This window comes from Pseudomonas sp. TS_SC_3 (genome assembly GCF_056156225.1).
In genome coordinates, this window is sequence record NZ_CM149586.1 from 1,101,932 (window position 1) to 1,122,462 (window position 20,531).

Annotated in this window: 21 protein-coding genes; 12 read left to right on the top strand and 9 right to left on the bottom strand. The window is 61.0% G+C overall.

Annotation, left to right across the window (positions count from 1 at the left end; translation table 11 throughout):
- Positions 1-159 precede the first annotated feature (159 nt).
- The 4 genes from folE to AC0J6G_RS05485 all read right to left on the bottom strand — a co-directional run bounded on the left by folE (position 160) and on the right by AC0J6G_RS05485 (position 2,426).
- Positions 160-708, bottom strand: coding sequence for a GTP cyclohydrolase I FolE (gene folE, locus AC0J6G_RS05470; protein WP_475252003.1), 549 nt, complete (start codon positions 706-708; stop codon positions 160-162).
- A gap of 86 nt (positions 709-794) precedes the next feature.
- Complete coding sequence (locus AC0J6G_RS05475; protein WP_475252005.1) at positions 795-1,352, bottom strand: Smr/MutS family protein; 558 nt, start codon at positions 1,350-1,352, stop codon at positions 795-797.
- Between the two features lie 62 nt (positions 1,353-1,414).
- Positions 1,415-1,735 (bottom strand): LPXTG cell wall anchor domain-containing protein, encoded by a 321-nt coding sequence (locus tag AC0J6G_RS05480; RefSeq protein ID WP_475252007.1) that lies wholly within the window; start codon positions 1,733-1,735, stop codon positions 1,415-1,417.
- A 94-nt stretch (positions 1,736-1,829) separates the two neighbouring features.
- Positions 1,830-2,426, bottom strand: a complete 597-nt coding sequence (locus AC0J6G_RS05485) for a cysteine hydrolase family protein (RefSeq protein ID WP_475252009.1) — start codon at positions 2,424-2,426, stop codon at positions 1,830-1,832.
- Positions 2,427-2,759: 333 nt separating this feature from the next.
- Between AC0J6G_RS05485 and prmB the strand changes: the two genes are divergently transcribed.
- Positions 2,760-3,680: a 50S ribosomal protein L3 N(5)-glutamine methyltransferase gene (prmB, locus tag AC0J6G_RS05490; RefSeq protein ID WP_475253609.1), complete on the top strand. Its 921-nt coding sequence runs from the start codon at positions 2,760-2,762 to the stop codon at positions 3,678-3,680.
- On the opposite strand, the gene AC0J6G_RS05495 is transcribed toward prmB, so the two are convergent.
- Positions 3,681-7,157, bottom strand: coding sequence for a hybrid sensor histidine kinase/response regulator (locus AC0J6G_RS05495; RefSeq protein WP_475252011.1), 3,477 nt, complete (start codon positions 7,155-7,157; stop codon positions 3,681-3,683).
- Positions 7,158-7,395: 238 nt separating this feature from the next.
- Between AC0J6G_RS05495 and AC0J6G_RS05500 the strand changes: the two genes are divergently transcribed.
- Positions 7,396-7,965, top strand: coding sequence for a GNAT family N-acetyltransferase (locus AC0J6G_RS05500; protein ID WP_475252013.1), 570 nt, complete (start codon positions 7,396-7,398; stop codon positions 7,963-7,965).
- 3 nt (positions 7,966-7,968) lie between these two features.
- The gene (locus AC0J6G_RS05505; protein WP_475252015.1) at positions 7,969-8,802 is read left to right on the top strand and encodes a helix-turn-helix transcriptional regulator; all 834 of its coding nucleotides are present in this window, start codon (positions 7,969-7,971) and stop codon (positions 8,800-8,802) included.
- Here AC0J6G_RS05505 and AC0J6G_RS05510 read toward each other — a convergent pair.
- Positions 8,799-9,590, bottom strand: a complete 792-nt coding sequence (locus AC0J6G_RS05510) for a hypothetical protein (RefSeq protein ID WP_475252017.1) — start codon at positions 9,588-9,590, stop codon at positions 8,799-8,801. The two genes, AC0J6G_RS05505 and AC0J6G_RS05510, sit on opposite strands and share 4 nt — an antisense overlap.
- 64 nt (positions 9,591-9,654) lie before the next feature.
- Positions 9,655-10,653: an alpha/beta hydrolase gene (locus AC0J6G_RS05515; RefSeq protein WP_475252019.1), complete on the bottom strand. Its 999-nt coding sequence runs from the start codon at positions 10,651-10,653 to the stop codon at positions 9,655-9,657.
- A gap of 162 nt (positions 10,654-10,815) precedes the next feature.
- On the opposite strand from AC0J6G_RS05515, the gene aroC reads away from it, so the two are divergent.
- The 5 genes from aroC (at position 10,816) to AC0J6G_RS05540 (ending at position 14,552) form a co-directional block, all read left to right on the top strand.
- Positions 10,816-11,907, top strand: coding sequence for a chorismate synthase (gene aroC / locus AC0J6G_RS05520; protein ID WP_475252021.1), 1,092 nt, complete (start codon positions 10,816-10,818; stop codon positions 11,905-11,907).
- A gap of 58 nt (positions 11,908-11,965) precedes the next feature.
- Complete coding sequence (locus AC0J6G_RS05525) at positions 11,966-13,144, top strand: MFS transporter (RefSeq protein WP_475253611.1); 1,179 nt, start codon at positions 11,966-11,968, stop codon at positions 13,142-13,144.
- 35 nt (positions 13,145-13,179) lie between these two features.
- Positions 13,180-13,728 (top strand): acireductone dioxygenase, encoded by a 549-nt coding sequence (locus AC0J6G_RS05530; protein WP_475252023.1) that lies wholly within the window; start codon positions 13,180-13,182, stop codon positions 13,726-13,728.
- Between the two features lie 75 nt (positions 13,729-13,803).
- Complete coding sequence (locus AC0J6G_RS05535) at positions 13,804-13,995, top strand: PLDc N-terminal domain-containing protein (protein ID WP_275961538.1); 192 nt, start codon at positions 13,804-13,806, stop codon at positions 13,993-13,995.
- 2 nt (positions 13,996-13,997) lie between these two features.
- Positions 13,998-14,552: a histidine phosphatase family protein gene (locus AC0J6G_RS05540; RefSeq protein WP_475252025.1), complete on the top strand. Its 555-nt coding sequence runs from the start codon at positions 13,998-14,000 to the stop codon at positions 14,550-14,552.
- Positions 14,553-14,581: 29 nt separating this feature from the next.
- Here the strand turns inward: AC0J6G_RS05540 and AC0J6G_RS05545 are convergent, their stop codons facing one another.
- Complete coding sequence (locus AC0J6G_RS05545; protein ID WP_475252027.1) at positions 14,582-15,079, bottom strand: methylated-DNA--[protein]-cysteine S-methyltransferase; 498 nt, start codon at positions 15,077-15,079, stop codon at positions 14,582-14,584.
- Between the two features lie 218 nt (positions 15,080-15,297).
- Positions 15,298-16,320, bottom strand: a complete 1,023-nt coding sequence (locus AC0J6G_RS05550; protein ID WP_475252029.1) for an AraC family transcriptional regulator — start codon at positions 16,318-16,320, stop codon at positions 15,298-15,300.
- Between the two features lie 119 nt (positions 16,321-16,439).
- Here AC0J6G_RS05550 and AC0J6G_RS05555 point away from each other — a divergent pair, with 119 nt between their 5' ends.
- The 4 genes from AC0J6G_RS05555 (at position 16,440) to AC0J6G_RS05570 (ending at position 20,297) form a co-directional block, all read left to right on the top strand.
- Positions 16,440-17,915 (top strand): flavin-containing monooxygenase, encoded by a 1,476-nt coding sequence (locus tag AC0J6G_RS05555; protein WP_475252031.1) that lies wholly within the window; start codon positions 16,440-16,442, stop codon positions 17,913-17,915.
- Entirely contained in the window at positions 17,899-18,828 is a 930-nt protein-coding gene (locus AC0J6G_RS05560; RefSeq protein WP_475252033.1) for an alpha/beta hydrolase, read from the top strand. The genes AC0J6G_RS05555 and AC0J6G_RS05560 overlap by 17 nt, the downstream gene beginning before the upstream one ends.
- The gene (locus tag AC0J6G_RS05565) at positions 18,829-19,590 is read left to right on the top strand and encodes an SDR family oxidoreductase (RefSeq protein ID WP_475252035.1); all 762 of its coding nucleotides are present in this window, start codon (positions 18,829-18,831) and stop codon (positions 19,588-19,590) included. It abuts the gene before it with no gap.
- Between the two features lie 371 nt (positions 19,591-19,961).
- Entirely contained in the window at positions 19,962-20,297 is a 336-nt protein-coding gene (locus AC0J6G_RS05570; RefSeq protein ID WP_475252037.1) for a ribonuclease E inhibitor RraB, read from the top strand.
- Positions 20,298-20,531 lie beyond the last annotated feature (234 nt).

The following is a 20,531-nucleotide window of genomic DNA, read 5'->3' on the forward strand; positions in this document are numbered from 1 at the left end:
CTGGAGCTAACATCTTCACCACGCTTAGCGGATGAGTCGTCTGCTAAATCAGGACTGTCACCTACATATAAAAACACCCCGTGAAAGTGTTGATTTCAAGGGGTGTTAGGGGACCATCTGATTAAGCCAGCGCTTAACCCGCTTCGTAGCAAGGGTTGCTCAGGTATTGATCAAGCTGAGGAACTCGCCGCGGGTTGCGGCGTTTTCGCGAAACTCGCCAAGCATCACCGAGGTGACCATGGCTGAGTTTTGCTTTTCCACGCCGCGCATCATCATGCACATATGCTGCGCCTCGATCACCACCGCGACGCCGAGCGCGCCGGTAACCTGTTGGACGGCTTCGGCGATCTGTCGGCTCAGGTTTTCTTGGATCTGTAAGCGGCGCGCGTACATATCGACAATCCGCGCGACTTTCGACAAGCCAAGCACTTTGCCGTTGGGAATATAGGCAACATGAGCTTTGCCGATAAAGGGCAACAGGTGGTGCTCGCACAGCGAGTACAGTTCGATGTTTTTCACCAGCACCATTTCGCTGTTATCAGAGCTGAATAGCGCGCCATTGGTGACTTCTTCCAAGCTCTGCTGGTAGCCCTTACACAGGTACTGCATGGCTTTAGCGGCGCGCTTAGGCGTATCGAGCAAGCCTTCGCGGGATACGTCTTCGCCAAGTTGGCCAAGGATCGCGGTGTATTGTTGTTCCAGGGACATGGACTATCTCGTAGGTCTTTCAAAAGGGCGCAGGTTAGGTCGCGTGGCACTGGCTGGCAAGTGCGCAGGCCTTCAGTCAATGCCGTTTATTCGTCACGGCCATCCATCATGGTGCGCTTGAGCATTACGTAAACCGCTCCGGTGCCGCCGTGTTTGGCCAGGCAGGACGTAAAGCCAAGCACCTGAGGGTGTTGGCGCAGCCAGGTATTGACGTGGCTTTTGATCATCGGCTTACGGCCATCCATGCGCACGGCCTTACCGTGGGTGATGCGCACGCAGCGCACCTCTAGATTGTTAGCCTCGGCAATAAACTCCCACAGGGTGTCGCGGGCTTTTTCTACGGTCATGCCGTGAAGGTCGAGACTGCCTTCAAAGCTGATTTGACCCAGCTTGAGCTTGCGCATCTGGCCTTCCTGAACGCCGTTGGCAGCCCAGTGCAGCGGGTCTTCGGCGCCTACGTCGATCACAAACTGGTCGGACAGACCGTCAACTTTGATCGACTCCACGCGCGCAGTAGCAGCCTGACGCAGGGTGGCGAGTTGGGCGCGGTTGGGTTTGGGTTTGCCGGTGTCGGCGCGGTCATGCTTGATCGGTTTGACGCCGCGCAATTCGGCTTTAAACAGGGAAAAATCGTCGTCTTGCATCTAGACCTCCACGAAGGCCGCTAGTGTAACCAAGCTGCCAGATCCGTGTTGCCCGGAAGCACTCAGTCGCGCTTTTTCATCAGGTGCGGTGCCATGCTTAGTTCGCTAGCACGACGCAAGCGGCGTCTGACTCGGCGCCAGAACAGCACGCCAAGCGCCAGTAATACCAAGCCGAAGATTACAAACAGGCTGGCAGCGGCCGGTGACTCGTTGAGCGGACCGAGTGCGGCCGGTTGACCCAGCAGGGTTGCGATGCCGGCCATAGCCAGGAGCACACCAAACGTGGCGAATAATGCGGCCGCGCCTGCGCCCAGGCGAAAACGCCAGTTACTGGCATTACGCGGACGAAGGCGGCGTGCATCAAAACCATCGGAGAGTTTCATGCCATTTTCCTCTGTGGTCATCGGCGGTATGACCGGCGTGCGCGGACGTGGTTCAACGCTGGTGACGGCTTTGCGTAACTGTGAGGCAGACTGCTCAGATTAATGCGCTAGCGTTCGGCACTACGGCGGCAAAGTTATCGGCCAGGGCGATCATTTCAGCGCGGTGCATGTCGGCGGCACTGATTATCTGACCATCAAGGCTTGGCAGATCACGGGTCGCACATGCTGCATCGACCACGGTGCAGCGGTAACCATAATCTTTGGTGGCGCGTACCGTGGTACTGATGCTGGAGTGGGTCATAAATCCGCAGATGATCAGATCCAAGTGCCCCAGCGACTGCAAGCGCTCATGCAGGTCGGTGCCGTTAAAGGCGTTCGGCATGCGTTTCTCGACAATAATTTCCCCCGGCAACGGCGCTGCTTCTGGCAGATGCGCGCCGCGCGGGCCGCGCGGATCGAGCAGGCCGTCGGGGATGCCAAGGTGTTTTACATGCACTATGGCACTGCCGAGGGTGCGTGCGGCGGCAAGCAATTTGGCGACCTCTTCCAGTGCTGCATCCAGGCCTGGTAACTGTAAAACGCCGCTGCGGTATTCCTCTTGCGCATCAATAACAACCAAGGTCGCGTTGCTCAGGCTAGCAGGCGCATGACCGCGACCGGTGAGGGCGAACATTGTTTTTGGGTGCGACATCGCAGGAACTCCGGGCTGGTATGGATGGATTGGGCATTGTCCCCCCGTGCTGCGTTTCTGTGAACCTCTGTCAGCGATGAGCGTGCTCACCACTTGAGTATTACTAGCCAGAGAAACCTGTAGCCGGGAGGTGGGCAGGGAGCGTTTTAGGTGTTGATTGCTGCGTCTAGCAGAGGCCGTCATGCGTCAGCAGCATTGCGTTGCGAGCGTGACTGCCTATGCGGTCAGCCATGCTTCGCCTCTTGTCAGCCACGCTGCTGCTTGGCCCAGTGCAGCGCTGCAGGCTGTTAGAATGGCCGACTTTTTCTGCGGAGAGCTGCCGTGACCGACGCTATACATGCCTACCCAACTCGCCTGCGCACCGTGCGTGACTATATTCGCTGGGCGGTCAGTCGGTTTCATACTGAAGAGCTGTTCTTCGGCCATGGCACTGACAATGCGTGGGACGAAGCGCGCCAGTTGGTACTGGGAGCCTTACACCTGCCCTACGAAATTGCCGACAGCTACCTCGACTGCCGCCTCGAAGACGACGAGCATGCCCACCTGCATGCGCTGCTTGCGCGGCGTATCGACGAGCGCGTGCCAACCGCCTATCTGTTGGGTGAAGCCTGGTTTTGCAATATGCCGTTTATCGTCGACGAGCGCGTGCTGATTCCACGCTCGCCGATTAGCGAGCTGATTGGGCAGCACTTCGAGCCCTGGCTGGCGATGGAACCGGCGCGGATTCTCGATCTATGCACGGGCTCCGGTTGCATCGGCATTGCCTGCGCCTATGAGTTTCCTGAGGCGGAAGTGGTGCTGGCGGATCTGTCCTACGACGCGCTGGAAGTGGCCAACCAGAACATCGAGCGACATGGCCTGGATGAGCGCGTGTACACCGTGCAGGGCGATGGTTTTGCCGGCCTACCGGGTCAGCGTTTTGACCTGATTGTCTCCAACCCGCCCTATGTGGATGCCGAAGACTTCGCCGACATGCCGGCCGAATACCAACACGAACCCGAGTTGGGCCTGGCCTGCGGTGAGGATGGCCTGAATCTGGTGCGGCGCATGCTGGCGCAAGCAGCGGACCATTTGACCGAGAAGGGCGTGCTGATTGTTGAAGTCGGCAATAGCCAGGTGCATGTTGAAGCGCTGTACCCAGAAGTGGACTTCACCTGGTTAGAGTTCGAGCGCGGTGGCCACGGCGTGTTCCTTCTCGCTGCCGAGCAGTGCCGCGTGCACCAGGCGCTGTTCCGTCAGCGTCAGCAGGGATAATCAGCGCAAGCTAAGATGGCGGCTTAGCAGCGCCCGCAAAGCCGCCGGCTTGACGGGTTTACTCAGGTAATCAAGACCGGCGGCATGCACCTGAGCGATCAGCTCGGGGCGGCCGTCGGCGCTGATCACCACACCCGGTAGCGGCTCACCCAGGCGCGTGCGCAGCCAGGCCATCAGTTCGGTACCGGTTTCGCCGTCATCCAGGTGAAAGTCCACCAGCGCCAGTTGCGGCCGTACGTCTTCACTGAGCAGGTGCTCGCACTCTAAACGGTTACGTGCCGTCCATACCTGGCACCCCCAGCGCGATAGCAGGCTGTGCATACCGGTGAGGATGCTGTCTTCATTGTCGACGCACAGCACCTGGATACCCGCCAGTGGTTGGCCTTGATGATCGATCTGGGCAACCGGCGCAGGAGCTTCTGCCTTCAGTGCCAAAGGAACGGTGACACTGAATACGCTGCCCTTGCCCGGCCAGGAGCGCACTTGTAGCTTGTGGCCGAGCACGCGGCACAAGCCATCAGCAATCGCCAAGCCCAAGCCCAAGCCTTTTTCGGCGCGGGTCTGGTGGCTGTCCAGGCGCTTGAACTCTTCAAAAATCACCTTGCGCTTGTCGTCCGGTATGCCTGGGCCGCGGTCCCATACTTCTAAGCACAGGTTATTGCCTTGGCGGCGCACACCCAGCACCACGCGGCCTTTGGCGTAGCGGAAGGCATTGGTCAGGAAGTTCTGCAAGATACGCCGTAGCAGTTTTATGTCGCTGTCCACGCGCAGGCGGCTGCCGCGCAGGCGGAAGTCTACTCGCTGCTCGGCAGCCAGCACCTTGAATTCCGCGCCGAGGGTGTCAAACAGGTTGTTCAGTACAAAGGCATGGCGGTCCGGGGTGATACGACCGTTTTCCAGGCGCGAGATATCCAGCAGGTCGCTGATCAGGTCTTCGGCCGAACGCAGTGAGCTGTCGAGATGGCGCACCAGTTCGCGGGCGTCCTGGGGCAGTGCGTCGTCCTGATGAGACAACGCGGCAGAGAATAACCGCGCGGCATTCAAGGGCTGCATCAGGTCATGGCTGACGGCGGCGAGAAAGCGGGTTTTGGATTGGTTAGCGGCTTCTGCTACGCCTTTGGCTTCGGTCAGCGCCTGATTCAGTTGCGACAGTTCATGGGTTCGCTCGCTGACGCGTTGTTCGAGGCCTTCGTTGGCGTCCTTGAGGGCGCGCTCGGCCTCGCGGAACTCGGTGATGTCAGTAAAACTCATCACGAAGCCGCCGCCGGGCATCGGGTTGCCGATCAGCTCAATCGATCGACCGTTGGGGAACAGGCGCTCTGAGGTGTGGGGCGTGCCTTGGCGCATCCAGAACAGGCGCTTGCTGACGTGCTCATCAATATCGCCGGGGCCGAGCAAGCCGCGTTCAGCATTGAAGCGGATCAATTCAGCCACCGGACGGCCTACATACACAAGGCCTTCGGGGTAGTTGAACAGCTCAATGTAACGGTGGTTCCAGGCCACCAACCGCAGGGATTGGTCGACCACGCTGATGCCCTGCGTAATGTTTTCGATGGCGCCTTGCAGCAGCGCGCGGTTGAACTGCAGCACCTCGGAGGCTTCATCGACGATGCGCACCACATCCTCAACCTGCATTTCGCGGCCTTCGATAGCGGCCTTGACCACAGCGCGGGTCGAAGAGGCACCCAGCACGCCTGCTAACAAACGCTCGGTGTGCGCGATCCAGTCACTGTTGGCCGTCTGGTTCGGGTCGAAACCTTTGCCCTGGCGGTAGGCAAAACGCATAAAGCTTTGGCGGGCGCGGTCTTCGCCGACAAAGCGGTTGGCTAACAGCAACAGGTCGCTGACCTGCACCGCGAGCATGCTGCGGTTACTCGGTTTGTTGCCCAGGTCATGGCCAATAAATCGCCCGGCCTGCCAGTGCTCAGCCACCCGCGTTCGCGAGTAATACGAGACCCAGGCGAACAGCAGGAAGTTACCCGCCAGCGACAGCACCACACCACGGGTCAGCGGGTCGACCTGAAAACCAAGCGGCCCGTATAGCAGGGTTTCGATACCCGGCAAGACTCCCACGGGCCAGCCGAGGCTGCGGGCGACGAGGGGCATGACCAGGGTGTAAAACCAAATCAGTGCACCGAAAAACAGCCCGGCAAATACGCCCTGGCGGTTGGCCTGTTTCCACACCAGCGCACCGAACATCGCCGGCGCCAGTTGGGCGATGGCGGCGAAGGACACTTGGCCGATGGTCGCCAGGCTGGCATTGGAGCCGAGCAGGCGATAACACACATAAGCCAGCAGCAGGATCAGCACGATGCTGACGCGGCGCGCGGTCAGCATCCAGTGGCGGAAGGCTTCAAAGGGGCGTTCCGTGTTTTGCCGGCGCAACAGCCAGGGCAGCAGCATGTCGTTTGAAATCATGGTCGACAGCGCCACCGAGGCGACAATCACCATCCCGGTGGCCGCTGATGCGCCGCCGATAAACGCCAGCAGCGCCAGCGCCGGGTGGGCTTCGGCCAGCGGCAGGCTGATTACAAAAGAATCGGGGGTGATGCCGGCCGGCAGCAGCATCTGTCCGGCCAAGGCAATCGGCACCACAAACAGCGCGGCGAGGACCAGGTAAGCGGGGAACACCCAGCGGGCCAAGCCAAGATCTTTGGGCTCGATGTTTTCCACTACCGTCACATGAAACTGCCTGGGCAGGCAGATGATGGCGATCATGGCCAGACCGGTCTGCGTCATCATCGCCGGCCAGTTCACAGTTTCCGCCCAGAAGTTATCCAGGGCTGGGCTGGCCTTGGCCTGGGTCAACAGGTCGGTAAAGCCGTTGTACAGGCCGTAGGTGACAAAGGCGCCGACGGCGAGAAAGGCCAGCAGCTTAACCAGCGACTCGAAGGCAATTGCCAGGACCATGCCGCGATGGTGCTCGGTGACATCCAGATTGCGTGTACCAAACAATATGGTGAACAGGGCCAGCACTAGCGACACGATCAGCGCGGTGTCCTGCGCGCTGGTGCCATTGGCGCCGGCGCCGGCACCGATAAGCAGGTTAACCCCGAGCACAATGCCCTTGAGCTGCAGAGCGATATAGGGCAACACGCCAACCAGGCAAACCAAGGCCACGACCACCGCCAGGGCCTGGGATTTGCCGTAGCGCGCGGCGATAAAGTCAGCAATCGAGGTGATGTTCTCTTGCTTGCTGATCATCACCATCTTCTGCAGCACCCAAGGTGCGAAGACCAGGATGATGATCGGCCCGAGGTAGATCGGCAGAAATGACCAGAGCTGTTCGGCGGCCTGGCCAACCGCGCCAAAGAACGTCCAGCTGGTGCAGTACACCGCCAGCGACAAGCTGTAAACCCAGGCCCGCACCCGCGGCGGCATAGGCGCTTCACGGCGGTCGCCGTAAAAGGCGATGGCAAACAAAGTGGCCATGTAGGCCAGCGCCACTGCGGCGATCAGCCCGCTAGACAGGGTCATGCATACTCCAAAAACAAACGACGGGTGCTGCTGGGGCGTAGTGGCTAGCGCAGCGGTTGTGAAAGCCTACCGCATCAGCACCGAGGGCAGATAATGAGCGGCAGTTTCGCAGCAAAGTGGCGGTGCGTCAGGCACGACAAAGGTCGCAAGCGTCCGGTCTTAATGCGGTTGTCGATTGTGCACCCAGGAGGGCGCTGTTAGCGTGAAGCGGCAGTGACGTTGTCTGAGGAGGGCTCCCATGTTCAAGCCGCAACTGATTACCTTGCAACGGGGCGGATTGCGCATCGAACCGATGATCGATGCCGACATTCCGGCGTTGGTCAGCCTGGCTGAGGCTAATCGCGCCGAGTTGGTTTACATGAATGGCACCCAGCGCCTTGACTGGTATCGCGAGGGCCTAAGCGAACAGCGTGCAGGGCGTGCATTGCCGTTGGTGATCCGCCTGGGTGAGCAACTGGTCGGCACCACCCGCTTTGCCGACTTTGTCAGCAGCCTGCCGGCCGCAGAAATCGGCTGGACCTGGCTGGATCGTCGCCAGCACGGCACGGGCCTTAACAGTATGATCAAGTACCTGATGCTCAAGCACGCTTTCGAGAATTGGCGCATGGTCCGAGTGCAGCTGAAAACAGCGGCCAGTAATCTGCGCTCGCAACGCGCTATCGAAAAGCTCGGTGCACAACGTGAGGGCGTGCTGCGCAACCATCGCCGCCTGGCTGACGGGCGCTTGGACGACACCGTGCTGTACAGCATCACTGACCACGAGTGGCCGAGCATGAAGCAGCAACTGGAGGCGCGTTTCAGCGGTTAAGGCATGGCGCACGCGGGTACCGAACAAACACGTTTTTGGCAGGCGCGCGAACTGGGCGGTATCGAACTGCTGCACGCGCACTACATCGAGCAACGCTTTTCGCCCCACGTGCACGAAGGCTTTGTCTTCACGGTGATCGAAGAGGGTGCCCAGCGCTTTCGCCACCGTGGCAGCGAGCATCTGGCCCCGGCCGGCAGCATGGTGCTGATCAACCCGGATGAGCTGCACACCGGTTCCAAGGCCCACGACCAGGGCTGGCACTACCGCGGCTTCTACCCGGACAACGCGCAAGTCTGCGGTGTGCTGGCCGAGCTGGAACTGGGCCAGCAGGGCATGCCGTCATTCGCCCTGAGCGTGCTGCATGATCCGCAGCTGCATCGCCAGTTCGGCAATCTGCATCAGTTGTTGGACAGCCAGGCCCCGGCGCTGCAGTTGCAAACCGCCTGGCGTGAGGCGATTTTGCTGCTGTTTCAGCGCCATGCGCGCGTGCCTGAAGGGCTGGCGCCGGGCGATGAACCCCGTGCCGTCAGCCGCGCCAAGGAATTGCTGGCCAGTCAGCTGGCAGCGCCGCCATCACTGGAGCAACTGGCGCAGGCGGTGGGCTTGTCGCCGTTTCATTTCGCTCGAGTGTTTCGCCGCGCCACCGGCCTGCCGCCGCATAGCTGGTTGATGCAGCGCCGCCTGGAACAGGCTCGCGCTTTATTAAGGAATGGCTGCGCGCCGCTGAGTGTGGCGATGCAATTGGGCTTTGCTGACCAGAGCCATCTCAGTCGGCAGTTCAAGCAGGCTTACGGCGTGGCGCCAGGGCAGTATCGCCAGGCCCGCACCATTCGCTAGCGCGTGGCAATCCAGATCAGCAGCCCCGCTTGAAACACGCAGAAGGCCACTAGGCAGGTGATGGTGAAGCGCAAGCCGCCGTCTTCGCGTTTGAAAACCTCGATGCGTTCTTCCAGTTTGCGCACTTTCACTTCCAGCTCGCGCAGGCTCTGATCGGCCTGCTGCAGCATATTGGCGGCGTCCAGCAGTTCGACCCTCTGCACCTTTTCCGTATGCCAGTCGCCATGCAGCGCGCTGACCCGTGGCGCGCCGCACTGGGCTTTGATTTTCAGCGGGTCGAGGTAGTCGATTACAAAGCCCTGGGCCTGCAGGCAATGATCGCGGCGCGCGCGGGCTTCTTCACTGAAGGCGTCCTTGCTCGGCAGGATGGTGTTTGCCACTTGATAGTGGGCGTAGTGCTGGCGTGCCCAGCTAATCCCCTGGGCCAGCATAAAGCGCCCCAGACCACGATTTTCCGGTTGTACCAGCAGGCCGCTGTCGGGGCCGAAGCTCAGTAGACGTTGCTCATGGTCGGCCCAAACCTCAAGAATGTTTTGCTCCTTGCGCACGCGTTGGCCGGGCAGCTGCAAGGTCAGGCGCAGCAGGCTGTGTTGCTTGCCCAGGCGCTCGACACGGCCCAGCTGAATAAAGCGCAGCGGCCGCGCGCCAGTGTGGCGGTCGGTGGGTAAGGGGGCCAGGCGCAGCAGGCTGAAATGCTCGGGGGCAAGCTCAGCCCACGGGTGGGTGGGCTCGACAACGTCCTGCTGAGTGGCGTCGGTGTCGGTTGGCGGCGCGGGGCTGTCGGTCATAAGCGGCGGTCCTGTGCGCGACACCTTTGGGTGTCGCCTGATGCGCTTATCGGCCGCCGCTCGGCTAACTGGAGGCTGGCTTTTTGCCGCTGCGCTGGATGAACTGGGCGATCTGCTCGCCCAGCCCTTGCGCCAACGGTAACCGAGGGTTGTCATAGCTGGCCAGTTGCGCCGGTAAATCCAGCGCGCTGATGCGCAGCATATGGTTCATGCCGGGGATGATCAGCAACTCGGCATCGGGCTTGGCGGCCTGCAAAGCGTGGGCATCGGCGACACTGACCTGAATGTCGTGGCTGCCTTGCACGATCAGCGCCGGAATCTGCAAGCGAGCAAAAGCTTGGCCTGGGTTCTGCCGCAGCAGTGAGATCAAATAAGGCTGCACACTGGGGCGAAACAGCACCTGCAACTCTTTAGGCACCTTGGGGCTGAATTGCCCGGCCAGCAGGCGGTCGAGTATTTGATTGCTCTGCGCCAACAGATGCGGCGGCAGGCGCGCAGCCAGCTGTTCGCGTAGCAGCTGATCAATCGGTCGCGAACTGCCCGCTATCGACACCAGGGCATCGGCCTGGGCCTGTTCGGCAGCCAGGCTGGCAATCAGCGCGCCTTCGCTATGGCCGATCAGAATTAGCCGGTCAAATCCCGGGTCGGCCCTGAGCAGCTGTGCCCAGCCTACCGCATCGCTGACATAACGCTCGACACTGAGGTCGCGCTCATCCGGCGTGGCCGCGCGGCTGGCGGCCACCCCGCGTTTGTCATAACGCAGGCTGGCGATGCCCTGTTTAGCCAGGTTCTGCGCCAGGCGCTTGAGGCTATCGCTCTGGCCACCTTCCGGGTTGTTGCCGTCACGGTCGGTGGGGCCGGAGCCGGCAATCAGCAGGGCAACGGCCACCGGTTCTGTGCCGCTGGGCTTGAGCAACGTGCCGTGCAGCGTGCCCTGCGTGGTGTGCAGGCGCATGGTTTGTTGCGCGCTGCTGTGTGCGTTGCTGCTAGTTACAGTGTTGGGCGTGGCGGCTTGCAACAGGGTGCTGCAGAGGAGCAGGGGTAACAGAAGAACTCGGGTCATGGATAGGGACTGCCAGGGGTGAGCGGATTGGACGTTTATCCGCCCTGAAGGTTCGAGGATGATCTGGGCGGACGCCACGGGTATACTCGCCGCCTTTACTCAAGTGGGGTTCTGCGCGGGTTGGCGTAGCCTCGGAGCTGATTTTCGCGGAGCGTTTTGCACATGTCCGGCAATACCTACGGCAAGCTGTTCACTGTCACCACCGCTGGCGAAAGCCATGGCCCGGCGTTGGTCGCCATTGTAGATGGCTGCCCGCCGGGGGTGGAGATTAACCTGGAAGACCTGCAGCGCGACCTCGATCGGCGCAAACCGGGTACCAGCCGGCATACCACGCAGCGCCAGGAAGACGACGAGGTGGAAATCCTTGCCGGCATCTTTGAAGGCAAGACTACCGGTTGCTCGATCGGCCTGCTGATCCGCAACACCGACCAGAAGTCCAAGGACTACTCAGCGATCAAAGACTCCTTCCGCCCGGCCCATGCTGACTACACCTACCACCATAAGTATGGCGTGCGTGACTACCGTGGCGGTGGCCGTAGCTCGGCGCGCGAGACTGCTATGCGCGTCGCCGCCGGCGCCATCGCCAAGAAGTACCTGGCCACCCAGGGCATCGTGATTCGCGGCTATATGAGCCAACTCGGCCCTATCGAGATTCCGTTCAAGAGCTGGGAATCGGTCGAGCAGAACGCCTTCTTCAGTCCTGACCCGGACAAGGTGCCAGAGCTGGAAGCCTATATGGACCAGCTGCGCCGTGATCAGGATTCGGTCGGGGCGAAGATCACCGTGGTGGCCGAAGGTGTGATGCCGGGGCTGGGCGAGCCGATTTTCGACCGTCTGGACGCCGAATTGGCCCATGCGCTGATGAGCATCAACGCGGTCAAGGGTGTGGAAATCGGCGCGGGTTTCGCCAGCGTTGCGCAGCGCGGCACCGAGCACCGTGACGAGATGACCCCTGAAGGTTTCCTCTCCAATAACGCCGGCGGCATCCTTGGTGGTCTCTCCAGTGGTCAGCCAATTGTTGCGCACCTGGCACTCAAGCCGACGTCGAGCATCACCACGCCGGGGCGTTCGATTGATGTTCACGGCAACCCGGTGGATATCATCACCAAGGGCCGTCACGACCCGTGCGTGGGTATCCGCGCCACGCCAATCGCCGAGGCGATGATGGCCATCGTGTTGATGGACCATCTGCTGCGCCACCGCGCGCAGAATGCCGATGTGCGGGTTAGCACGCCGGTGCTGCCACAACTGTGATCAGTGCTGCTGCGCGACCAACCGCGTTCCGCAGCCAGGCTCCGGGTTTATGCACGGCATGAACTCGGGGTTGCCTTACTGGCGCCTGTCCAGTTTCTACTTCTTCTATTTCTCGCTGCTCGGCGCCACCGCGCCGTTTCTCGCGCTGTATTTCGACCACCTGGGTTTTTCTGCCGCGCGGATTGGCGAGCTGATCGCCATTCCGATGCTGATGCGCTGCATCGCGCCAAACATCTGGGGTTGGTTAGGCGATTACACGGGCCAGCGGCTGGCCATCGTGCGCTTTGGCGCGCTCTGCACGCTGCTGTGTTTTGCCGGCATCTTTATCAGCCAGAGCTACGCCTGGCTGGCGCTGATCATGGCGCTGCATGCGTTCTTCTGGCACGCGGTATTGCCGCAGTTTGAGGTCATCACCTTTGCTCATCTCAAGGAGCAGGCCGCGCGCTACAGCCAGATTCGCCTGTGGGGCAGCATCGGTTTTATCGTCGCGGTGGTGGGGCTGGGCCAGTTATTCGAGCTGTTAAGTCTGGACGCCTATCCTTGGGCGCTGATTGTGATCATGGGCGGTATTGTGTTGAGCAGTTGGTGGGTACCCAACGCCCAGCCGCAGATGCGCCCCAATACCCATGAGCAAGGTGGCTTTCTCCAGCAGCTGCGCCGGCCGGGGATTCTCGCCTTCTACCTCAGCGCCGGGCTGATGCAGCTGAGCAACGGCCCGTATTACACCTTTCTCAGCCTGCATCTGGAGGCGTTGGGTTATTCGCGCGGGGTGATCGGCCAGCTATGGGCGCTGGGTGTGCTGGCCGAGATCGTGTTGTTTATGGTGATGGCCAGGTTGCTGGCGCGCTATTCGATACGCACCGTACTGCTGGCGAGTTTTTTGATTACGGCGCTGCGCTGGTTATTGCTGGGTAACCTGGCTGGCCATCTGCCGGTGTTGTTGTTTGCTCAGCTGATGCACGCGGCGACTTTTGGTGCCTTCCATGCGGCGGCCATGCATTTTGTTCAGCGCAGTTTTGCTGACCGCCAGCAAGGTCAGGGCCAAGCGCTATATGCCGCGCTGGCGGGCGTCGGCGGTGCGTTGGGGGCGCTGTATTCCGGGTACAGCTGGCATAGCCTCGGCGCGGCCTGGACCTTTGCCATCGCCAGCCTGATTGCCCTGGCGGCTGCGGTGATCACTGCGCGCTATATGCGAGATGAGCGGCCATCGCCACATGTCCGCAATTCACAGGTTTGAATTGAGCCTTTTCTCACTGCACGAGAGTCTTGACCATGAGCTTCCTGACCGTCTACCACCAGTCCTCGCCCGAGTACCCGAACAAGCTGCTGACCCACGTCGAAGACATCGCCAGCACCCTGGCCACCGTTGGTGTGCAGTTCAGCCAGGTGCCGGTAGCGCAGCCGGTCACGGCCGGCACCGCCAGTGATGAACTGATGATGACCAGCCGTGCGCAAATCGACCAGCTGATGACCCAGCATGGCTATACCAGCGCCGAGGTTTTAAGCCTGTGTGATGAGCGCGGCGAGGGCAGTGACCTGGCCCGCGCCTTGCGCGCGGAGCAGAACTGTCGGCCGGCCCACCTGCATTACTACCTGGCCGGCCGTGGCCTGCTGGCGCTGCATATTGGCGAGTACGTCTACAGCCTGTTGTGCGAGAAGGGCGATCTGGTGCGGTTACCCGCCGGCACGGCGCATTGGTTCGATGGCGGCGAGCATTCGCGCTTCGCCGTGTTGCGCCTGTTTGACAGCCCGCAGGTGCCGGCCTTTACTCGGCAAACCGGTGATTTTGCGGCGGCTTTTGCCGGCCTGGATGATTGCTGAGTAATCAAAGCGCTGAACTCTGGTCGCGAGCGGTTATCCTAGCTAGGCGAGTTTTTCGCATAGGAGCGTCAAGTTATGGGTTCTACATTCAACGGTTTACTAGGCTTGGTTATCCTGGCGCTGGATATCTGGGCGATTCTCAGCGTGATCAAAAGCAACGCTGAAACGGGCATCAAGGTGTTGTGGATCTTGCTGATCGTCTTGCTGCCGGTGATCGGCCTGATCATCTGGGCGTTGATGGGCCCGCGTGGCACGGTCAAGTTCTAGCCATGCGGCGGGCAGGCGTGTGGCTATTGGCGCTGTGCCTGCTGAGCGGTGCGGTGCAGGCCAGCGATACGCAAGCCTGGACCGCGTTGCGTGAAGGCCGCGCCGTGCTGCTGTTGCGCCATGCCACAGCGCCCGGCACGGGTGATCCGGCGAATTTCCAGCTGAATGATTGCCGCACCCAGCGCAACCTCAACCAAGTCGGCCGCGAGCAGGCGCAGCGTTGGGGTCAATTGTTGCGCAGCCAGTGGATTGAACCGCGCCTGCTCAGCAGCCGCTGGTGCCGCGCTCAGGACACAGCCCGTGAAATAGGCTTGGGCGCAGTTGAAGCGCTGCCAGCCTTGGACTCATTCTTTCAAACACCCAATACCGCCCGTGAGCAGACCGCAGCGCTGATCGAGCAGATCAATGCACAACCCCGTGGTGCGCCGTTGGTGTTGGTCTCCCATCAGGTCAATATCACCGCGCTGACTGGCATCTACCCGGCGTCTGGCGAGGGTCTGATTCTGGCGTTACCGCTAGGGGCTCCGGCGCGTGTACTGGCGCGCGTCAATCCCTGAATCCCTGAATCCCTGAATCGCTGCGCCAGTTAAATACTCAGCAGCCGCTGTTCCGGCAGCTGAGCGCCCTCCAGTTTGAGCAGCAACGCCTTGCGTGGCAGGCCGCCGGCATAACCGGTAAGGCTGCCGTCACGGCCGATTACCCGGTGGCAGGGGATGATGATGGCAATCGGGTTGGCACCATTGGCTGCGCCCACAGCACGCACCGCCTTGGGCCGTTCGATTTCTGCGGCAAGGGCGCTGTAGCAGCGGGTACTGCCAAACGGGATGCGTTGCAGCGCCTGCCATACGGCCTGCTGAAACGCCGTGCCCTGCGGCGCCAGGCGCACGTCGAAACGCTGTCGACGCCCAGCAAAATACTCATCCAGTTGTCGGCACACTTCATCCAGCTCATTGGCGGCGCGGCGCCAGTGTTCGCTGATAGGCCAGGGCTTGTCATCGACATCCATCAACAGTTTTTGCAGGCCGGTTTCGTCAGCTGCCAACAGCAGGCGGCCGATCGGGCTGTCGTGGTGGCGGTAGAACATCGGTTCAGCCCTCTGAGTTGTTATGCCACTGGTGCGTAGTGGCGCAAGCGTTGGCTCCCAGCCAGAGCGTTGGGGCTATGCGCTCGTGCATTGCGCCGCTGCCAAGACGGTGGCTTAGTGCGCCGTAGCGGCTGGGCTGGATACTTAGCCGTGGCCGAACGATACCTGCAGCGTAAGCGACAGTCAGTGCTGAACTGACTTTCAAACTGGCCGTGACATTAACCCAGCGTCTGGCGGTATTGCCCAGGCGTGATGCCCTTCCAGCGTTTGAAGGCATGCAGGAAGTTCGACACCTCGCTGTAGCCCAGGCGGTCGGCGATTTCTTCCTGGCTCAGGCTGGCGATGGCCAGCAGTTCTTCGGCCAGGGCCTGGCGTACTTCTTCCTGCAATTGGCGAAAGCTGCTGCCCTGATCCTCCAGGCGGCGGCGTAGGGTGCGGCTGCTGAGGTTTAGCTCACTGGCGATCAGTTCCATATCCGGCAGCCGGCCGGGTGTGCTGAGTAAACGATCGCGAATCTGGCCAGCCAGGCCGCTGCGCACGTGTCGTTTAGCCAGCAGCGCCTGGCACTGCAGCTCGCAGAGCTGGGCGCTGTGCGGATTGGCTCGGGGCAGAGGCAAGTCGAGCAGGCGGCGCGGTAAGCTGATGCGGTTGCGTGTGCAGGCGAACTCTGGGAGCAGGCCGAATTGCTCGATAAAACGCGCAGGGTCGGTCGGCGCTGGCATGCTTAGTTGCACGCGATTCAGGGGTATGCGGCTGCCGGTCAGTTCGCGCTGAATCACCATCACTGCAACGGCGTCGCGCAGCAGGAGAAAGTCCCTGAGGTGGCTCGGTAAATGGCTGCCATCCAGATCGAGGTGTGCCTGGTCGGCCTCTTCGCTCAAGGTGATACGGTTAAAGGCAAAAGTCAGGTCTAGGTAACGCAGGCCGAGATCGGCGGCCTGGCGGAACGTCTGGCTGCTGAGCAGGGCGTAACCCCAGATGCCGTAAGTGGTCAGTTGATAACGCAGGCCAGCCTGCAGGCCGAGGTCGTGCTGTTCAGGTAAGGCATCGAGCAAATTGCGGATCAACTGCAGTTCCTGCGCACCGTCGATTTCACTGTGCAGTTCGGCCAATTGCAGGGGGCTAAGGCCGGTATTAAGCAGGCAGCGCTCAACGCTGAGGCCATGGTCGAGGCCTAATTGAGTGAGCAGCTGGGCGCTGGTGATGCTGCGTTTTGGCAGGTGAGCGGAGGTGCTTGGCATAGGGTGTCCGATGCGGTTGTCCGAAAGTCACAATCCATTGGCCGACTATGCCATAACCTCTCACGTGCCGGGCAAGTAGCATCTTGGTATCCGCACTGTTTGCGGTTGGGGATATAACAATGCACAACACTTCCCAGAACCAGGCCCCGTTGCGCGTGCTGATTATCGGCAGCGGCTTTGGCGGCCTGGGCATGGCCATCCAGTTACAGAAGGCCGGGATCGAAGATTTTCTGATCCTCGAGAAGGCCGCAGAAGTCGGCGGCACTTGGCGTGACAACAGCTACCCGGGTGCGGCCTGCGATGTGCCGTCGCACCTGTATTCGTTTTCCTTCGAGCCGAAAACCGACTGGAGCCGCAAGTTCGCGCCCCAGGCGGAAATCCATGGCTACATGCTGCATTGCGTGGCCAAGTACCAGTTGCGGCCGCGTATTCGCTGCAATGCCGAGGTAGCGTCTGCCGCTTTCGATGCGGCGGCAGCGCTATGGCGGGTGACCCTGAGCAATGGCGAAGAACTCTGCGCCGAAGTGCTGATCAGCGCCTGCGGTCAGCTCAACCAGCCGGCCTATCCGGCGTTTCCGGGCATCGAGACGTTCGCCGGTGAGGCCTTTCACTCGGCGCGCTGGCGGCATGACCTGGACCTGACCGGCAAGCGCGTGGCGGTGATCGGCACCGGCGCCTCGGCGATTCAGTTTGTCCCGCAGATTCAGCCGCATGTGGCCGAACTCAAGTTGTTTCAACGCTCGCCGGCCCATGTGCTGGCCAAGCCGGACCGTGCCTATCGGCCGTGGGAGCTAGCGGTAATGCGCCGGCTGCCCTGGCTGCAACGCATCGACCGCGGCCTCAAGTACCTGCAACACGAGGTGCGCGGCCTGGCGTTTATCAGCATGCCGTGGCTGATGAAGCTGTTTCGCTTCAGCTTCGAACGCCACCTTAATCAGCACATCAGTGATCCGCAGCTGCGCACCCAGCTGCAGCCGAATTACCCCATGGGCTGCAAGCGCATCCTGATCAGTAATGACTACTTCCCGGCCCTGGCGAAGCCCAATGTGACGGTTGTCAGCGAGGCGATCAGCCGCGTCGGCGAGCGCGCCATCATCACCGCCGATGGCCGCGAGCACCCGTGCGATGTACTGATCTACGGCACCGGCTTTGCCGCCACGGATTTTCTCGCGCCGATGCAGATTCGCGGGCTCGGCGGGCAGGAGCTGAATCAGGCCTGGCGCGACGGCGCCGAAGCCTACAAGGGCATCAGCGTCAGCGGTTTTCCCAACCTGTTTATTCTTTACGGGCCGAATACCAACCTGGGGCATAACTCGATCATTTATATGCTCGAAAGTCAGTTCCGTTACGTGCTCGGCTGCATCGATTTGCTGCGCCAGCAAGGCGCCCGTTATGTCGACGTAAAAGCCTTAGTACAGCAGCGCTACAACCAGCAGATTCAGGCCAGCTCACATCGAACGATATGGGAGCAGGGCTGCTCAAGCTGGTACAAAACCGCCTCCGGCAAAAGCACCAATAACTGGCCGGGCTATACCTTCACTTACCGCCAGCAGACCCGCGCACCGGAGCTTGATGACTATGAATGCACCCGTTGAATTCACCGCGCCGGCGGCCGATCAGGCACTTCTGCGCAGCGTTTTGCGTACCAGCCTGCGCCTGCTGTTCCGTGGTCTGGTACGCCCACCCATGCCGATTGCCGGGCAGCGCGCGGTACTGCGCCTGCTGACAGCAGTCAGCCCGGCGCCGAGTGGCGTTACCCGTAGCGCCGGCACCTTGGGTGGGCGATCCTGTGAGTGGCATAAACCACAGAGTGGTCGCGGCACGGTGCTGCTTTACCTGCATGGCGGTGCATACCTGATCGGCGGAGCGAATACCCACCGCACGATCTGCTCGACCCTGGCCAAACGCGGACAGATGGATGTGTGCGCGCTGGATTACCGCTTGGCACCTGAGCATCAGTACCCAGCCGCCCTTGACGATGCGTTGGCCGCGTTTCAGGAGCTTTTGACGCTGGGTTACACGCCTGAGCAGATTGTGATCGGCGGTGATTCGGCCGGCGGCAACCTGAGCCTGATCACCAGCCTGCGCCTGCGCGACCTGGGTTTGCCGCAACCGGAAGCGTTGGTGTGCTTCTCTCCGGTCACTGACTTTACCGGTACGCAGCTGCACGAGCCGCCAGCCGGTGACCCGCTGATTCACCGCAAATGGGTGGAGCAGGCCCTGGCGCTGTATTGCCCGGCGGGTTTGGCCCACGACGACCCTGGCTTGTCGCCACAGTTTGCTGACCTGCATGGCCTGGCCCCTGTGTTGATTCAGGTCGGTGAAGACGAGATCTTGCGTAACGACAGCCTGCGCTTTGCTGACAAGGCCCAGGCGGCGGGTGTGGATGTGCGCCTGCAGCGTTATCCGGACCTGTGGCACGTGTTTCAGGCCCACGCGGGCATGCTCAAGGCTGCCGATTTTGCCCTTGCCGAAGTGGTGAGCTTTCTGCGCGAGCGGGGCTGTTGAGTGAACAATATTCTGATTACCGGCGCCGCGTCAGGGATAGGCGCCGCCACCGCCAGGTTGTTTCATCAACACGGCTGGCAGGTTGGGCTGCTGGATATCAACCACCAGGCGCTGACTCAGTTGGCCGGTGAGTTGGGTAACGTCTGGCATGCCGAGCTTGATGTGGCCGACCCGGCGGCAGTCAAGGTCGCCCTGGCGGACTTCTGCGCCCTGCATGGCGGTCAGTTGCGCCTGCTGTTCAACAGTGCCGGGATTCTGCGATGCGGGCACTTCGAGGACATCGAGCTAAGCGAGCATGCGCGCATTCTGCAGATCAACGTGCAGGGGCTGCTGAACATGACCCACGCGGCCTTTCCCTATCTGAAAGCCTCGCGCGACGCCCAGGTGATCAATATGGGCTCGGCCTCCGGGCTCTATGGCGTACCGCATCTGGCCAGCTATTCGGCCTCCAAGTTCGCCGTGCGCGGGCTGACCGAGGCGCTGGACCTAGAGTGGGCCAAGCACGGCATCCGCGTCGGCGACCTGATGCCGCCGTTTGTCAGCACGCCGATGCTTAACAACCAGCGGTTTCAAGCGCCGGTGTTGCGCCGTTTGGGCGTTAACCTGCAAGCCGAGGCGGTAGCGCAGGCCGCTTGGGCGCAGACCCAAAGCCGCGCGGTTCACCGACCAATCAGCCTGCAATTCAAGCTGTTGTACTGGTCGGGGCAAATCACCCCGGCCTGGATCACACGGCGCATCATGGCCTGGTTAAGCCGCGAGTAACGACCTTGGCGGGCAAAACCGTGGGAGGGGCTTTAGCCGCGGAATATCTGTGTCAGAGCAGTGATGGGTCAGCCATTGATATTTCGCTGGGCAAACCGCCTGCGATGGGACTAGTCTGCAGCTAACGCTTCTGACTTGTTCGCTCTGAACAAGCCTGCGTTGTCCAGGCCTGGTTTCGGGTCTGACTTATGACCTATCAAGCAGCGTGATCGCTTGATTCTCGGGCGGCACTGCACACTGTGCCGCAACACCGCTGGAACTCTGGCGGTAGCAATGGGAAAGCGTTTAACAGGTCTTCGCACTGCAGTATCGACATCGAGTTGGTTCTTTCGCGTCCTGTAAATTTATCCATCGCCTGAGGAGATCACTTCATGAGCACAGCCTTGCATGATGATGTCGGTAACGGGGTTTTACGGCGGATGAAGGAAGGTGGCTTCGACTTTGCCAGCTTCCATCCCATCGAGTTCTACGCCCTTTTCCCTGATGAGGAGCGGGCCCGCATGGCGACCCGCAAATTTCGAGGTGAGTCTTTACACGCCCTGGTGACCGAGCGTGATGACGGTGTGTGGCACCTACAAGTCAGTAAAGTAATGTTCGCGACCTACCACGGCATTGATGACTTCGAGCATGACCTGGAGTCCGTTGTGGCGCCGCTTGGCGGCAAACTGGATGGGTGGGGTGTTACCCAGGAGGTAAGGCAGCCCTGAGAACCTGTCTACGGTCTGCTGCGCGTCGGCCCTGCTGCGTTAAAAACAGGCTCGGAATGCTCATTTACAGCCCGTAAACTCCGCTTCCTCGCCTATTTTTGCCTTGCATGGCTCTAGCTCGCGAGATCGTAAACAGGTTCTGCAATCCAAACACGGGCCGGCCATAAGCTGGCCCGTGTCATTTCTATTTGGCCAAAGCGTTCCCCAATAAATCGCCACTCGACCCCAGCCTGC

Coding starts and splice junctions, on each gene's coding strand:
- AC0J6G_RS05560 (WP_475252033.1), top strand. CDS start 17,899: ATGAATGCACCCGTTGAATTCACCGCGCCGGCGGCCGATCAGGCACTT.
- AC0J6G_RS05505 (WP_475252015.1), top strand. CDS start 7,969: ATGGCGCACGCGGGTACCGAACAAACACGTTTTTGGCAGGCGCGCGAA.
- aroC (WP_475252021.1), top strand. CDS start 10,816: ATGTCCGGCAATACCTACGGCAAGCTGTTCACTGTCACCACCGCTGGC.
- AC0J6G_RS05530 (WP_475252023.1), top strand. CDS start 13,180: ATGAGCTTCCTGACCGTCTACCACCAGTCCTCGCCCGAGTACCCGAAC.
- folE (WP_475252003.1), bottom strand. CDS start 708: ATGTCCCTGGAACAACAATACACCGCGATCCTTGGCCAACTTGGCGAA.
- AC0J6G_RS05500 (WP_475252013.1), top strand. CDS start 7,396: ATGTTCAAGCCGCAACTGATTACCTTGCAACGGGGCGGATTGCGCATC.
- AC0J6G_RS05545 (WP_475252027.1), bottom strand. CDS start 15,079: ATGTTCTACCGCCACCACGACAGCCCGATCGGCCGCCTGCTGTTGGCA.
- AC0J6G_RS05510 (WP_475252017.1), bottom strand. CDS start 9,590: ATGACCGACAGCCCCGCGCCGCCAACCGACACCGACGCCACTCAGCAG.
- AC0J6G_RS05550 (WP_475252029.1), bottom strand. CDS start 16,320: ATGCCAAGCACCTCCGCTCACCTGCCAAAACGCAGCATCACCAGCGCC.
- AC0J6G_RS05535 (WP_275961538.1), top strand. CDS start 13,804: ATGGGTTCTACATTCAACGGTTTACTAGGCTTGGTTATCCTGGCGCTG.
- AC0J6G_RS05555 (WP_475252031.1), top strand. CDS start 16,440: ATGCACAACACTTCCCAGAACCAGGCCCCGTTGCGCGTGCTGATTATC.
- AC0J6G_RS05480 (WP_475252007.1), bottom strand. CDS start 1,735: ATGAAACTCTCCGATGGTTTTGATGCACGCCGCCTTCGTCCGCGTAAT.
- AC0J6G_RS05475 (WP_475252005.1), bottom strand. CDS start 1,352: ATGCAAGACGACGATTTTTCCCTGTTTAAAGCCGAATTGCGCGGCGTC.
- AC0J6G_RS05525 (WP_475253611.1), top strand. CDS start 11,966: ATGAACTCGGGGTTGCCTTACTGGCGCCTGTCCAGTTTCTACTTCTTC.
- AC0J6G_RS05540 (WP_475252025.1), top strand. CDS start 13,998: ATGCGGCGGGCAGGCGTGTGGCTATTGGCGCTGTGCCTGCTGAGCGGT.
- AC0J6G_RS05485 (WP_475252009.1), bottom strand. CDS start 2,426: ATGTCGCACCCAAAAACAATGTTCGCCCTCACCGGTCGCGGTCATGCG.
- AC0J6G_RS05515 (WP_475252019.1), bottom strand. CDS start 10,653: ATGACCCGAGTTCTTCTGTTACCCCTGCTCCTCTGCAGCACCCTGTTG.
- AC0J6G_RS05495 (WP_475252011.1), bottom strand. CDS start 7,157: ATGACCCTGTCTAGCGGGCTGATCGCCGCAGTGGCGCTGGCCTACATG.
- AC0J6G_RS05570 (WP_475252037.1), top strand. CDS start 19,962: ATGAGCACAGCCTTGCATGATGATGTCGGTAACGGGGTTTTACGGCGG.